Raw genomic sequence first — 14,487 nt, 5'->3', positions numbered from 1 at the left:
CTTTATCTCTTCGGATTTATGTTTTCCCTTTAAACTGGATAATAACAGTTATATTGTAGATTTATGCTCCATATTTGCGCTATAAATAGCCAAAACGTCTGCCATTCTAGCTTATAGTAGGAATTTGTCATGACAGCAATTCGGCTCGACACGACGGATCTGCGCATTCTTCAGGAGTTGCAGAATGACGGGCGGATGACGGTCACAGAGCTGTCGCGCCGCGTGCATCTCACGAAAACACCGTGTGCGGAGCGCTTGAGGCGACTTGAGAATTCCGGCGTTATCTCGGGCTATTTCGCCAGACTGAATCCTGCCGCGATGGATGTCGCCCATCTGGCCATGGTGCAGGTCCAGATGAAAGGCACGACTTCGGATGACCTCGAGGCCTTCAATGCGGCCGTTGCGAGAGTTCCCGAGATTCAGTCATGCCTCATGATCGCGGGGGGCTACGACTATCTGCTGAAGGTCAGGACCAAGGATATTGCAGCCTATCGGCAGATACTGGGCGCGGTGATTTCAAAATTGCCCGGCGTTCTCCAGACCCACACTTATGTCGTTATGGAGACCGTAAAGGACGACATTACGCTGGCGATTCCGAAGCCGGGGCCATAGGCGCACGGCGCAAGGGAGGTGACGATTGACCGTGCGGGAACGGTGGCATTAGCGATGCGGATGCACAGGCCCATCGTTACCGTTCGCCGAAATATTTCACCCGCAACTCTTCGAGGATGCCACTTTCGTGGGCGCCGATGATCTCCACTGTCAGCGGTCTGGTGAGGTCGCTGCTGTGCTGCAGGCCGAAGCCGTATTTGTCCGGCTCGAAGATTGGGCCGACCACCGCGACGGGCTGATCCGGATTGCGAAGAGCGTAGTATTCCAAAACGGGCGCGTCGGCGATTATCGCTGCGATCCCTCCGTCGATCAAAGCTTCGACGGCCTCATCCAAGTTGCGGTAGGGGCGTGAGGCAAGGCCGCTTTCCCGGGCATATTCTTCCGTTACGCTGCCGGTGAAGACCCCGACCGCCTTGCCGGGAAGATCGGCGACGCTGTTGATCTGGTTCGTGAGCGACAACGTGGTCATGACGCTGGTGACCGAGGAGGTCAGATAGGCAAGCACCGCGATCCCGCAGACCAGCCACAGGCCCTGCCAGATACGCCCGATCCAGCCGAAAAGGTTCTTGCGCCCCGGCGACCTGCCGGACGTGGCGATCGACATCACCGAATAGAAGCTTTCGGCAAGCCCGTCGCGCCAGCGGCGCGGGAACTCCCTGTCGAACTGCCGATCGAAAAGCGTGAGGAGGACCGTCGCCGTCAGAATGACGAAGACAAGCCAGGAATAGGCCTTGAGATGCCCCGATTCCCGCAAGCCCGCGACCAGGGCCGAGAAGCTGGTGCCCTGGTCCTCGTTGACCATGATCCGCAGTCCGGCGTCATACCAGGGATGGGTGAAATCCATGCGCTGGGCGCGGTTCTCCGTGATCGTGAGGTTGGTCAGGGCGATGTCGAACTCGCCGTCAACCGTCGCCTGGACGAGTTCGCCGAGGGTCGGCACGCTCCGGTAATCGGAGCGAAGCCCGAGCTCGGCGGCGATCGTTTCCCAAAGCTCCACGGCCATGCCTGTAAAGCGGCCGTCCTCTTCCACGACGAATGGCGGGCTGACATAGAGCCCGACCTTTAGCGCCTGCGGCGGCGGGTCGGCTGCCTCCTGGGCACCGGCAGCCGCGGGCAAGCCGGCCAGCCCCATAGGCACGAACACAGCAAGAAAGGCCTTCCGCCAGCCATCGAACATGGAACCACGCATCGTCCTACCCCCTCGTCATCGGATGCAAGTCCGATTAAAGCGGGCTCCGCTCGATTGATAAATACCGAATAGTACTTGAACGATATCTGACGGTCCGTGCCTGAGCCAGCGAAAGCAAGTGGGGAGATCGAGTTCAGGTTTATGCGTGAACGAACTGTAAAGCGAGGAAGAGGCGCCCTGCTGATGCAAGAGGGCCATCTCGATCAGCTCGACACGAACGACAGCGACGCGTCGAACCGGCAGGAGTATGGGCACTCATAACCGGCAGGCCTGTCGTCGGCCTGCGACCATGTCGAGGCCACTGTAGAGCGCCGGGATCCCACCGTGCCGCACCATGAAATGCGGAAGGTCTATTCCGGCATCTCGACCTCGATCTTGATCGCGGAATACCAGGCAGCGAGATCAGCGATATCGTCGTCTGAAAGATTCTTCGCCACAACGTTCATCATCTCGCTTTCACGCTTGCCGGAGCGAAAGGCCTTCAGCTGCGCCTGCAGGTATATTTCGCTTTCGCCTGCCAGATGGGGCGCGACGGGAATCTTAGCGATCCCGTCGAGCCCGTGGCAAGTACGGCATTGCGCTTCCGCAAGACGACGTCCGGTGCCCATGTCGCCTGCGCTGGCCGCGACCGGCCAGAATGCCAGGAGGAGGACGCAAGAGACAGCTTTGAATGTCGATGTCATTCACTTTCTCCCTCCAGTCTGCTCCTGCCCCGCTTCGGCCTTACTCGCCGTACGAAATGCGGTAAAGGGCGCCAGCCAGATCGTCGGAGACGATAATGGATCCATCCCGCAGTTGTGCGACATCCACGGGTCGGCCGAGATACTCGCCGTTCTCGTCCAGCCAGCCTTCCGCAAACACTTCCGTTTGACCGGCGCCACCTTCTTCATCGATAGCGGTAAACATCACCCGCGCGCCGATTGGCGTGGTGCGGTTCCATGAGCCGTGCTGCGCGGAGAAGATGCCGCCACGGTATTTTGCGGGGAACTGCCTGCCTGTGTAGAAGACCATACCGAGATCGGCGGCATGCGCGACCGTTTCGACCTCGGGCATGACCACGTCGACCGGCACTTCCTCGTCCTTGTACTCGACGGTCCGCACCGAACCGCCGCCATACCAAGGGAAGCCGAAATGCTGGCCTGCTTCCGTCTGGCGGTTGATCTCGCCCGGCGGAATGTCGTCGCCCATGCCGTCGACCTGATTATCGGTGAACCAGAGTTCGCCATTGGCCGGGTTGAAATCGTGGCCGACCGAGTTGCGGACGCCATAGGTATAGACCTCACGACCGCTTCCATCCTGGTTGATCCGGATAATGCCGCCGATACCGTGCCTGTTGTACAGGTCCAGTTTTTCCGGCGGCGGGACGTTGAAGGGCTGACCGAGGGAAATGTAGAGCTTCCCATCGGGCCCAACGCGGCATACGCGGGCCGTATGGTTGTAGCTTTCCTCTTCCGGCGGGATCAGTTCGCCCTGTTTGACCACCTCGAAGGCGGCCACGTCCGGGCTTTCGTAGAAAAACTCCGCGGCCGGATAGGAGATCACACGATTCTGCTCGACGATGTAGAGTACCCCGTCCGGCGAGAAACACGGCCCATTGGGAATCGTCATGGCAAGCGGCGGCGCGAAATCCTTGACCTCGTCGGCAACGCGATCCTTGTCACGATCGGTCACGGCCCACACCTTGGTCTTGCGGGTGCCGACGAAGGTAACGACACCCTGGGGGCCGACGGCGATATGCCGGGCATCGGGCACGATTGCATAAAGACTGATCTTGAAGCCGTCGGGCAGCTTGATCTTCTCAAGCGTGCGGTTGAGGGCCTCGGCCTTCGTTCCTCCCTGTTCGATAACGGTGAATTCAGTCGTTCCGGTCGTCTTGAAAGAACTAAGCCGATCGAGGGGCGTGGTTTGCTGCTGCCCAAATGACATCGCGGTCGATGCTATCAGGACCGAGAGCGTTGCTGCGAACTTTGCCATCATCGCTTCCTCCCAAAGCTTTCTGATTGCGATAGTGCAACGTAATACTGTCGGTCGAAAATCGGCAAATGACAATGCTGTCGGCAAGCCAATCGCGATCAGGCGCGAAATGTCAGCTAGCACATGCAGCGTGGGGTCCGACGCTCAGGTATGCGGTTGTGGGACGCGGCATCGCCCGCCAGACCGCATGTCTGACGGGCTCTCGTGCCTTCCGAACACCGGGTCCAGGCTTCCCGGTCGATGCGCTAGGCCATTTTGCAGTCAGGTGGAATCACCTGACGACCGCGTAAGTGCGGAAAGAACAAGGGGTAGAACATGCGTCCGAATGGACGCGCGCGCTTTAGCCCAGACTAAGGATGAAGCGCCGGTTGGGCGCGCGAACCGGACGGGCGTTCATCGGGTACAGCGCGGTGAAGCGCTTGATGTCGGCTTCATCCACCTCCACCGGCTCCATGGCCAGCATCCAGTCGACGTTTTCGGTGCAGGGTGGAGTCGTCAACGAGCCCTCATAGGTCCAGTAGGCGAGCGAGGCGGGCAGGAGCCCATTGGGATCGATGTCGGCGATTTCAACTTTCTCGCCTTTTTGCGCGGGGAAAGCGGCGGCAAGGTCGGCGAAGCTCTCGTTGGCCCTACCAGGCTTAAGGAAGACGCCGAGCACACCGAGCGCACCGCTTCTCGTGTCCTTGTGCACGAAATGCGCCTCCATCGGGAACGCGCTGCCGTCCACATGGTGCTCGCTCGGTGCGTGGAAATGGAACTGCAGCAACTCATAGACATGGTCACCACGCCGCAGCGTGCTGCCTTCGGGCATGTTGATCTGGATCGTATGCCCGTTGTTCACCATCGTGCCGCCGCCCTCGTGCCAGCCGATGGCGATATCGGGAATGTCCGCCCTGACCGCATCGGCGATGTCGATCGGCGATTGCTGGGTGCCACCGGAACAGACGAAATTGCTCGAACCAAGATCGGCCCAATGCTCCGGCCCCTCCTGGCCGTCATAGCCCCAATGGGTATCCGCCGCGCGGGCCGCTTGCGCGCAGATCGGGCATGCGCCCAGTGCGATGAACCCCTTAATCAGATTACGCCGATGCATTTCAGTTTTTCTCCTCTGAGTGGTTTTGCGGTGTGTTCGGACCGCCAACGGTTTCCGCTCTGGCTGTACCGACGGCGTGTCGATGCAGCTCAACTGCAGACAAGCAAAGTGTGGGCCAGTCGGCTAATGCTCTGGAGAATAACCATTATTCCCGCCAACGGCGGATCCGGTCAGAGAGAATGGCGGATATGAACCACATCCGGGTGGGGGAATTGAGCCACATGCTCATTCCCCTGCACACGGCTATGCCGGCGTCTTCCCCCGTCGCAGCCCATGCCGCTCCATGCGGTAGCGCAGCGTCTCGCGTGTCATGCCGAGGCGTCGGGCCGTTGCCATCACATTGTAATCTTCGCGCTTGAGCGCCGCCTCCATGATCAGCTTCTCCATCGCATCGAAGCTGATCGAACCATCCAGGGGCAGGCGGAGGACATCACCAGATTCAGCCGACGCGACGGGGCTCTCCGGCCTGATCTGCAGCCATTCGACCGGCAGTTCCTCGCCCGCCGACAAGAGCACCGAGCGCTCCATCACGTTGCGCAACTCACGCACGTTGCCCGGCCAATCATAGGAGGCGAGGAGCTTGCGCGCGGCTTCGGGCACGCGCCGCACACGCTTGCCGGAAGCGGCATTGAATTCGCGGATCAACTCCTCCACCAGACCATCCAAATCCGTCTTGCGGGCGCGCAGGGGCGGCAGCTCGAGCTGGAAGACGCCGAGCCGGTGATAGAGGTCTTCGCGGAAAGCCTTCTCTGCAACCAGTTCGCGCAGATTGCGGTTGGTCGCGGCGATGATCTGCACATCAACAGGGATCGTCCGCTCGCCGCCGAGACGCCGGATCGCCTTGTCCTCCAGTGCCTTGAGAAGCTTCGCCTGCAGATCGAGATGCAGTTCGCCGATCTCGTCGAGGAAGAGCGTGCCGCCGCTTGCCTGCTCCATCAGCCCGCGATGGGCAGCCTTGGCCCCCGTGAAGGCGCCGGCTTCATGGCCGAAGAGTTCCGATTCCAGAAGCTCGCGCGGCAGCGCGGCGCAGTTCACCTCGACGAGCGGCCCGCCGGCGCGCTTGCCGCTGTGATGCAGAATGCGGGCGGCAAGGCCCTTGCCCGTACCCGTCTCGCCTATGATGACGATGCCGCTCAGCGGCACTTGGATGAGCCGTGTGAGCGTGTCGCGCACACGCGCGGCTTCCTCGCTGCGACCGATGAAGGCGGCGGGGCTGTAGCGGCCGCGCTGCTGTGTTGTCTCGTCAGCAAGCCGCCGCTGGGCGCGGGCCCCACGATAGGCCGCGTCGAGAATGCGGTCGAGCCGGTCGCGGTCCATCGGTTTCGTGAGGAAGTCGAACGCGCCCAGCTGCTTGGCCCTTTTCGCATCGGGCGCCTCGCCAAAACCGGTAAGGAATATCCATTCGCGCGTGTCGCCCTGTTCGCGCGCACGCTCCAAAAGGTCGAGGGCGTTGCCATCCGGCAGGTGCAGATCGGATAACACGACGAGCCCCTCGTAGCCGGGGCCGTGGACGAACGGCTCTGCCTCGCCCAGGCTGCGGACAAGCCTTATCCTGCGCCCACCGCGCTCGAAGTGGCGCTTGAGGTCGATGCCGAGCATGGCGTCGTCCTCGATGATCAGCAGCTCCTCGCCCATTCGAGCGACACCTCCTATGCATATGGACCGCGCCGGCGGCATTGTTATGGGTTGAAGCTATATCCACCGAGCGGTGGTTGAAGTCCACCACCTTGAACGTGCGACGCCGCGACGCACAATCGCATCCCCTGCATCAGCCGCCGCCGCATGCTCCCGCAATTCGCATCGAAAACAACCGCTTAGCCGCGACAGGTTTCCCGTCGGACGCAACGGAGCCGGCAACATATTCCTTCTGGCCCGTTTCTTGATTGGTGGCCTTGCAGTTGCTTGGAGGGCTGCGGCGCCCGGGAGGTATCCGTCCGCTCATCCGTCCTCCATGAAAGCCGTCACTCGGCAACGAGGAGAGAAACCATGTCAGCACTATCGGACCTCAGATCGCTCACATCGCAGCAGCGCAATGCGGTGATCGCCAGCTTTCTGGGCTGGACGTTGGACGCCTTCGACTTCTTCATTCTGGTTTTCGTGATGAAATACGTGGCCAGCGAATTCGGCACAGACATCGCGAGCGTCACAATCGCAATCACACTCACACTGGCAATGCGGCCGCTGGGAGCTCTCATCTTCGGCTTCATGGCGGACAGGTTCGGGCGGCGGCCGATCCTGATGTTCGACATTCTGCTTTATTCGGCTCTGGAATTTGCCTCCGGCTTCGCGCCCACCCTGACGACGCTGATCATCCTGCGTGCGCTCTACGGCATCGCCATGGGCGGCGAATGGGGTGTAGGGGCTTCGCTGACCATGGAGACCATTCCGCCGAAGATGCGGGGGCTTGTCTCCGGGCTGCTGCAGGCGGGCTATCCGACGGGATATCTCGTCGCTTCGCTGGTCTTCTTCCTGCTTTTCCCGCTGGTCGGCTGGCGCGGCATGTTCATGCTCGGCGCGCTGCCGGCGCTCATCGTGCTCTACATCCGCACCAAAGTGGATGAATCGCCGGTGTTCCTCGAGCGCCAACACAGGAAGGAACGCGCCAGGCCATGGGCTGTGCTGAGGCAACACGCAAGGCTCTTCGTCTATGCAGTCCTCCTGATGACGGCCTTCAACTTCTTCAGCCATGGCACGCAGGATCTCTACCCGACATTCCTCGAGGTACAGCGCAAACTCTCCACCACTACGGTCGGGACGATCGCCGTCATCTACAATATCGGCGCAATCCTTGGCGGCATCACCTTCGGCATGCTGTCCGAAAGGATCGGGCGGCGGCGGGGGATCGTGATCGCCGCGCTGCTCGCGCTGCCTGCCATCCCGCTCTGGGTCTATTCGTCCGGGCCCGCGCTCCTGGCAACGGGCGCGTTCCTGATGCAATTCGCGGTGCAAGGCGCCTGGGGCATCATCCCCGCTCATTTGAACGAGCTCTCGCCCGATGAGCTGCGCGGCACCTTCCCCGGCCTGACCTACCAGCTTGGCAATCTCATCGCGGCTGCCAACGCCACCATGCAGGCCGGTGTCGCTGAGCATTATGGCAACGACTACGCCTTTGCACTGGCGGCTGTGGTCGGCGTGATCGCCGTCGTTGTCGCGCTGTTGGCCGGATTCGGCGCCGAAGCGAAGGGGATCGCATTCGGCAAAGCGAGCAGGCCGAGGCCTCGTCCGAGCATCGTGCCGCCGACCGGACCGGCCCGAGAGCGTCCAAGCACTCCATAACCCGACGATGCAATCCGACCTCCGGCCCAGCGGTCGCACTCTGGATGAATAAAACGATGGCAGATATTTCCGTTGCAGCGCCCCGAGCCCGCGGCGGCGCCGAACTGGCGGCGCTCGGCATCGTCTTCGGCGATATCGGCACGAGCCCCCTTTATGCGCTGCGTCAAGGTGTGGTCGCCGCGCAGGACCCGACCGGCTTCGATCAGACCCAGGTGCTCGGTGTCCTTTCCTTGCTCTTCTGGAGCATCAACATCGTGGTGACGCTGAAATATGTCCTGATTCTCCTGCGGACGGATCACGACGGGGAAGGCGGCATACTGGCGCTTCTCACCCTTTTGAAACCGCGTCGGGACAGGCGCACGGGAAGATTGCTCCTCCTTTTCGGCCTGCTCGGCGCAGCCACCCTCCTTGGTGACGGCGTCCTGACGCCGGCGATCTCGGTCCTGTCGGCCGTCGAGGGCCTTGAAGTGGTCATGCCGGCTCTGGACCCGCTCATGGTGCCGATTGCGGTCGTCATCCTTGCTGGCGTCTTTCTCGTGCAGCGCTTCGGCACCGAATCGATCTCCCGGTTCCTTGGACCCATGATGCTGATCTGGTTCGTTGCCATCGGCTCGCTGGGCGCTATCGGCATCGCGCATGAGCCGGCGGTTCTTGCTGCCATCGATCCGCGTCACGGCTTCTGGCTTCTCCTGGCACAACCATGGTCGGCAATGGCCATCCTGGGAGCTGTCTTCCTTGCGGTTACCGGCGCGGAGGCCCTTTATGCCGATCTCGGGCAGTTCAGAAGACCGGTGATCCAGCGCGCCTGGTTCTCCCTGGTGCTGCCCGCCTTGTTGCTCAATTATTTCGGCCAAGGCGCGCTGCTGCTGACGGATCCGACAGCGCTCGAAAACCCGTTCTTCGTGCTCGTCCCCTCAGCCCTGCGCATGCCCATGCTGGTCTTGGCGACGCTGGCCACCATCATTGCGTCCCAGGCCATCATCACCGGCGCCTTCAGCCTTGCCAAGCAGGCGGTCCAGCTTGGCTACCTTCCGCCAATGCGCACGCTGCACACCTCGCCGCTCAACGAAAGCGATATCTACATAGGCCGGATCAACGCCATTCTGGCCGTCTGCACGATGGCGATCGTCATCACCTTTGGCTCCTCCGCAAGCCTTGCATCGGCCTATGGCATCGCGGTTTCGATAACCATGGTGGTAACAACCATACACTTTGTTGCCGGAACAAATCGTTTCCGCGACTGGGCCCCCAGTTGGCTCGCCGGTGTGGCGGCGCTGCTTTTGGCCATCGATCTCGGGCTACTGGCGGCGAATCTCTCCAAAATTGCTGATGGCGGATGGCTGCCGCTTGCCATTGGCGCCTTCATCCTCCTGGTGATGCTGAGCTGGCGGCGCGGGCTCGACCATCTTATAGCGAAGCAGCGACGTTACGCCATGCCGCTACCCGACTTTGCCGCCGATCCCGCTACCAGGCGTATCGGGGACAAGACGGCGGTATTCCTGACCCGCTCGGAGGGCATGACGCCCCTGGCGCTCATTCTCCTTCACGATCTGCTGGGCGTGATGTTCAGCTCCGTGATCGTCGTGACGGTGGAGGTTTCCGAGCGGCCGCGGGTGCCCTCTACCCAACGGACCACCTGCTCGCGAATTGGCAAGGGCATCATGCAGGTAGCTCTCAGCGTGGGATACATGCAGGATGTCCGGCTGCCAGCGATGCTGGCGCCCGTCCTGCGGGATTCCAACATCGAAGCGGAGAATGTCATCTACATTGTCGGGATCGAACGAATGGTCACCCTGGGCCCGGTTCGCAACTTTCAAGACGTGCTCACACATATCGCGGCCTTCCTCGCCCGGAATTCCGAACGCGACGCCGATCGCTTCGCCCTTCCGCAAGGCCGCACCATCATCGTCGGCCGAAGCCTTGTCGTTTAGGAGGCCGCATGCTTGAACTCTTCCACCGATCGGATACCGGAGACCGGCCTCTGAAAATGCTTTGTCGTGTATCATCCTCCACGGAAGCGACCCCATCGATGAGCGCCCGTCTTGAAACAAAAAAGTTCCGGTTGTGACCGCCAGAGCACCTGCCCTTTCACCCACCCTCCAGCCGGTGCTCCTGGCGCTCGGCTTCGCCCTCCTGCTGCTGATCGGCGGGACGTCCGTATGGCTGGTTGCACAGACGGATGCCGATTCCGCCCGCGCCCTGCAAACGCTCGAAGTCAAAGAAAAGCTCGCGCGGCTCCAGGGGCTCGTCTGGCGCGCGGAAAGCAACCAGCGCAGCTACCTCCTGGCGGGCGATCCGCGCTATCGGGAGGACGTCCAGGCCGATGCCGAGGCCATAGATGCGGCACTGGCGCAACTCGATGACGCTCTGAAGCAGACGAACGGGACCACGCAGTCGGTGCTCTTCGCGGAGCTTCGAGCGGCGATCGCCGATGAACTTTCCATGCTGGAACAGGCTGCCGGACGGCGTGAACAGGAGGGTCCGCTTGCGGTTATTCCCGAACTGCTGGAGAGATCGAAAGCGGAGGAAATCCGTTCGATGGTCGGGCAACTCGTCCAGCAGGAACAACGTCTGCTCGCCGGTGAACTTGCAGCATCCAGCCGGAGAGCGCGACAATTTCTGGCGGCAAGCCTGTGCGGCATCCTTCTGATCTTTCTCCTTGCGGCCGCCTCGATCATCATCGTCCGTCACTCAATCCGGCGCATGATGGCTGCACAGAAGGCGTTGAAGGAGGCCAACGAATCCCTCGAAGAAACCGTCGCCAGACGCACGGCGGAGCTGCGCCAGGCCAATGAGGAGATCCAGAACTTCGCCTATGTCGTGAGTCACGATTTACGTGCACCGCTGGTCAACATCATGGGTTTCACGAGCGAACTGGAAGTCATGCGCAAAGACCTGTTCAACCGGCGGGGAGCCGGGCCCGAAGCTGCGTTGAGGGGAGATTTCGATGAGGCCCTCTCCTTCATCAAAAGCTCCATCGCGCGCATGGATCGCCTTATCAAGGCGATCCTGAAGCTGACTCGCGAAGGGCGCAGGGAGTTCCGTCTGGAGCCGATCGACATGACGGAGCTGGTCGGCTCCATCGCAGACGGGTTGGGATACCAGGCACAAGTAAACCGCGCTTCCATAACAGTGGAGCCCCTGCCCCCGTTTCATGGCGACCGCCTGGCGCTGGAGCAGATTTTCGGCAACCTCCTGGAGAATGCGTTGAAGTATCTGCGCGACGATACGCCGGGGCAGATCCGCGTCACAGGGCATGTCGTTCCCACAGGAAATGTCTACGAAGTGCAGGATAATGGGCGCGGGATAGAAGCGAAGGACATGGGCAGGGTATTCGACATCTTCCGCCGCTCCGGCCCGCAGGACCGGCCGGGAGAAGGAATCGGGCTCACCCATGTACGAACCCTTGTCCGCCGCCTTGGTGGCGCCATCGATGTCCGCTCCGAACCCGGTCGGGGGAGCACCTTCACGGTCACCTTCCCCACACGGCCGCCGGCCACAATGTTGGAGACAACTCAATGACGGAACACGTTACGATCATCATGATCGAAGATGATGAGGGTCACGCACGGCTCATCGAGAAGAACATAAGGCGGGCCGGCGTTCGCAACGAAATCGTCTCGCTATCCGACGGCACGAGCGCGATACGCCATCTCTTCGGGGAGGACGGGTCGGGCAGCGAACACCGGGGCCACGCTCTCCTCATCCTGCTCGACCTCAATCTGCCGGACATGTCCGGCATAGACATCCTCAAACGCCTGAAAGCGAACGAGTACCTGAAGCGATCGCCGGTGGTGGTGCTGACGACGACGGACGACCAGCACGAAATCCAGCGCTGTTACGATCTCGGCTGCAATGTCTACATCACCAAGCCGGTGGACTATGAGAGCTTCGCGAACTCGATCCGCCAACTCGGCCTTTTCTTTTCCGTGATCCAGATACCCGAGACCTCATGATGGCGCAGGCTCGCCTTCTCTATATCGACGACGATCCGGCACTTGCGAGGCTCGTACGGAAGCGGTTCGAGCGGGCGGGTTATCTCGTCGAGATCGCGGCAAGCGGAGAGGAAGGGCTCGCCTTTTTGCGGACCGCCGCCTTCGACGTCGTGGCACTGGACCACTACATGCCGGGCTGCGGCGGCCTGGAGACGCTGGCCGCCATTCAGGCCGAGCCTGCGCCGCCACCGGTGGTCTATGTGACGGGAAGCGAGGAAGGCCGTATCGCCATCGCGGCTCTCAAGGCAGGTGCGGCCGATTACGTGATCAAGGATATCGGCTACGAGTTTCTTCCCCTCCTGCAGGCTGCGATAGAGGGCGCCCTCGCAGGGGCACGGCTGCGCCGCGAAAAGGAAGCGGCTGAGGCCGAAGTGCGCGCGGCACGCGATCGTTTCGAAGCGCTCGCCGCCGAGAGGGCCATGCTGCTGCGGGAAGTCAACCACCGTGTCGGAAACAGTCTGCAGCTCGTCTGCTCGTTCCTCCATATGCAGCTCTCTTCCAATATCGATGCGCAAGCGGCCCTGACCGCCGCTCACGGCCGTGTGCTGGCGGTGGCGCAGATCCACAAGCGGCTCTACACGTCCGATGACGTGCGCTCGGTGTCCCTCGATCAATATCTGGAGGCACTTGTCACGGACATCTCCGCTTCCTCCGGCGATGGCGCATGCCGGCACCTGTCACTGGCCACCGATCCCGTTACGCTCGATCCGGATCGTGCCGTCGCCGTCGGGGTGATCGTGACCGAGCTCATCATCAACGCATTGAAATACGCCTATCCCGGCGGCGGTGGCCCGATCCGCGTGTCTCTTCGGAAAATATCCGAAGGTATCGTCCGCCTCTGCGTGGAAGATGACGGCGTCGGTTCCCCGCAGCCGGCGCCCAGCTCGCCGGGGATCGGGCGTCTCATCATCGATGCCATGGCCGACAAGCTCGCAGCCTCGGTGGTCCAGGGCGCGGAACACCGCGGTACGCGCGTCATACTGGACTTCTCCTTGGAGCCTTGAGCGGTCGTCTGCCGCCAGGGGGACGGCTGAAATCCACCACCTGGGTCGCGTACGGGACTGCGGCCTTTCGCCGAAGTGCCTGAAAAACAAGGACATGGCGACATGGCACGGTTCTTGCGGTGCTGTCTACACCCAAACAGACGGTGCCAACCATGCCGACCCCGACTACTTCAAGGACCCATGTCACTCGCCCTAACGGCTATGCGCAGACCGCGCTCGTGCTTCAGGGCGGGGGAGCACTTGGGGCCTACCAGGCCGGTGTCTACCAGGGCCTCTCTGAAGCCGGCTACGAACCCGACTGGCTTTCCGGCATTTCCATCGGCGCCATCAACGCCGCGATCATCGCCGGCAACGAGCCGGTGGACAGGCTGTCCCGGCTTACAGAATTCTGGGAGCTGGTGACATCGGCCTTCCCTTGGCCGGCTCCGATCTCCGGTGGCGACGCGCGCCGCATGTTCAACGCCATGAGCGCTGGCGCATCGATGGCCGGCGGACAGCCAGGGTTCTTCAGTCCGCGGCTGCCTTCGATGTTTTCCTGGGTGAATCGTGCTCCCGGCGCGCTCAGTGCCTACGACACCGCGCCGCTTCGCAAAACGCTGGAGCAGCTTGTCGATTTCGACCGCATCAATTCGGGCAGAACGCGGCTCTCGCTCGGTGCCGTCAATATCCGGCTCGGCAATTTTGCCTATTTCGACAGTAGCGAAACGCGGATCACCGCCGACCATGTCATGGCGAGCGGCGCGCTCCCGCCGGGTTTTCCGCCGATTTGCATCAACGGCGAGCACTATTGGGATGGCGGGCTGGTGTCCAACACACCGCTCAGCCAGGTTCTCGACGCGGGCCCCGCCCAGGATACGCTCGTTTTCCAGGTGGACCTGTTCAGTGCGCGGGGGGAATTGCCGCGCGACCTGCTTGAACTGGAAATGCGGCGCAAGCAGATCGTCTATTCCAGCCGCACCCGCCTCAACACGGATCAGTTCCGCGAAAGGCACGCGCTAAGGCGCGCCATAGCACAGCTTTTCGATCAGTTGCCCCCGGAAGCGAAGCAGAGCGAGGAGATGCAGCGGCTGAGAGACCTCGGGGCAGACCACAAGGTCTCGATCGTGCATCTGATCTATCGCCGTCGAAATTATGAGGGGCAGGCGCTCGATTACGAATTCTCGAAAGCCTCGATGGAGGAGCACTGGCGCGCCGGCCACGAAGATGCGCAGCGCACTTTGCGTCATCCTCTCTGGCTGGAACCGCCCAGCGATCTGGCCGGTGTGCGTGTCTGCGACATCGGGCAGACCGACCTTAACTGACGTTGCTCAAGCCGGGCGTCGCTCTGCCGGCGCCCGCGAGAAA

12 protein-coding genes are annotated in these 14,487 nt (G+C 61.7%); 7 read left to right on the top strand and 5 right to left on the bottom strand.

The window, feature by feature from the left end:
* Positions 1–129 precede the first annotated feature (129 nt).
* Positions 130–612 (top strand): Lrp/AsnC family transcriptional regulator, encoded by a 483-nt coding sequence (locus tag N1058_RS05330; protein ID WP_265516473.1) that lies wholly within the window; start codon positions 130–132, stop codon positions 610–612.
* A gap of 76 nt (positions 613–688) precedes the next feature.
* Here the strand turns inward: N1058_RS05330 and N1058_RS05325 are convergent, their stop codons facing one another.
* The 5 genes from N1058_RS05325 to N1058_RS05305 all read right to left on the bottom strand — a co-directional run bounded on the left by N1058_RS05325 (position 689) and on the right by N1058_RS05305 (position 6,503).
* A complete protein-coding gene (locus N1058_RS05325; RefSeq protein ID WP_265516472.1) occupies positions 689–1,801 on the bottom strand; it encodes a transporter substrate-binding domain-containing protein in 1,113 nt (370 codons plus the stop codon).
* Positions 1,802–2,151: 350 nt separating this feature from the next.
* Positions 2,152–2,484, bottom strand: a complete 333-nt coding sequence (locus N1058_RS05320; protein WP_265516471.1) for a c-type cytochrome — start codon at positions 2,482–2,484, stop codon at positions 2,152–2,154.
* Between the two features lie 40 nt (positions 2,485–2,524).
* Positions 2,525–3,727, bottom strand: a complete 1,203-nt coding sequence (locus N1058_RS05315) for a PQQ-dependent sugar dehydrogenase (RefSeq protein WP_265516764.1) — start codon at positions 3,725–3,727, stop codon at positions 2,525–2,527.
* Between the two features lie 388 nt (positions 3,728–4,115).
* Positions 4,116–4,868, bottom strand: a complete 753-nt coding sequence (locus N1058_RS05310) for a carbonic anhydrase (RefSeq protein ID WP_265516470.1) — start codon at positions 4,866–4,868, stop codon at positions 4,116–4,118.
* A gap of 243 nt (positions 4,869–5,111) precedes the next feature.
* Complete coding sequence (locus tag N1058_RS05305; RefSeq protein WP_265516469.1) at positions 5,112–6,503, bottom strand: sigma-54-dependent transcriptional regulator; 1,392 nt, start codon at positions 6,501–6,503, stop codon at positions 5,112–5,114.
* A 351-nt stretch (positions 6,504–6,854) separates the two neighbouring features.
* On the opposite strand from N1058_RS05305, the gene N1058_RS05300 reads away from it, so the two are divergent.
* The 6 genes from N1058_RS05300 to N1058_RS05275 all read left to right on the top strand — a co-directional run bounded on the left by N1058_RS05300 (position 6,855) and on the right by N1058_RS05275 (position 14,444).
* A complete protein-coding gene (locus tag N1058_RS05300) occupies positions 6,855–8,144 on the top strand; it encodes an MFS transporter (protein WP_265516468.1) in 1,290 nt (429 codons plus the stop codon).
* A 56-nt stretch (positions 8,145–8,200) separates the two neighbouring features.
* Positions 8,201–10,075: a KUP/HAK/KT family potassium transporter gene (locus N1058_RS05295; RefSeq protein ID WP_265516467.1), complete on the top strand. Its 1,875-nt coding sequence runs from the start codon at positions 8,201–8,203 to the stop codon at positions 10,073–10,075.
* A 133-nt stretch (positions 10,076–10,208) separates the two neighbouring features.
* Positions 10,209–11,666 carry a sensor histidine kinase gene (locus tag N1058_RS05290; RefSeq protein ID WP_265516466.1) on the top strand — a complete coding sequence of 486 codons (1,458 nt, stop codon included), beginning with the start codon at positions 10,209–10,211 and terminating at the stop codon, positions 11,664–11,666.
* Entirely contained in the window at positions 11,663–12,100 is a 438-nt protein-coding gene (locus tag N1058_RS05285; RefSeq protein ID WP_265516465.1) for a response regulator, read from the top strand. Before N1058_RS05290 ends, N1058_RS05285 begins: the two co-directional genes overlap by 4 nt.
* Positions 12,097–13,143: a sensor histidine kinase gene (locus N1058_RS05280; RefSeq protein WP_274709167.1), complete on the top strand. Its 1,047-nt coding sequence runs from the start codon at positions 12,097–12,099 to the stop codon at positions 13,141–13,143. Before N1058_RS05285 ends, N1058_RS05280 begins: the two co-directional genes overlap by 4 nt.
* A gap of 152 nt (positions 13,144–13,295) precedes the next feature.
* On the top strand, positions 13,296–14,444 hold the full coding sequence (locus N1058_RS05275; RefSeq protein ID WP_265516464.1) for a patatin-like phospholipase family protein: 1,149 nt from the start codon (positions 13,296–13,298) through the stop codon (positions 14,442–14,444).
* The last annotated feature ends 43 nt before the right edge of the window (positions 14,445–14,487 follow it).

This window comes from Nitratireductor luteus (assembly GCF_026162365.1).
Classification (GTDB): domain Bacteria; phylum Pseudomonadota; class Alphaproteobacteria; order Rhizobiales; family Rhizobiaceae; genus Chelativorans; species Chelativorans luteus.
The sequence above is the reverse complement of the archived record's forward strand: the minus strand, read 5'-3'. Positions and strand labels throughout refer to the sequence as shown.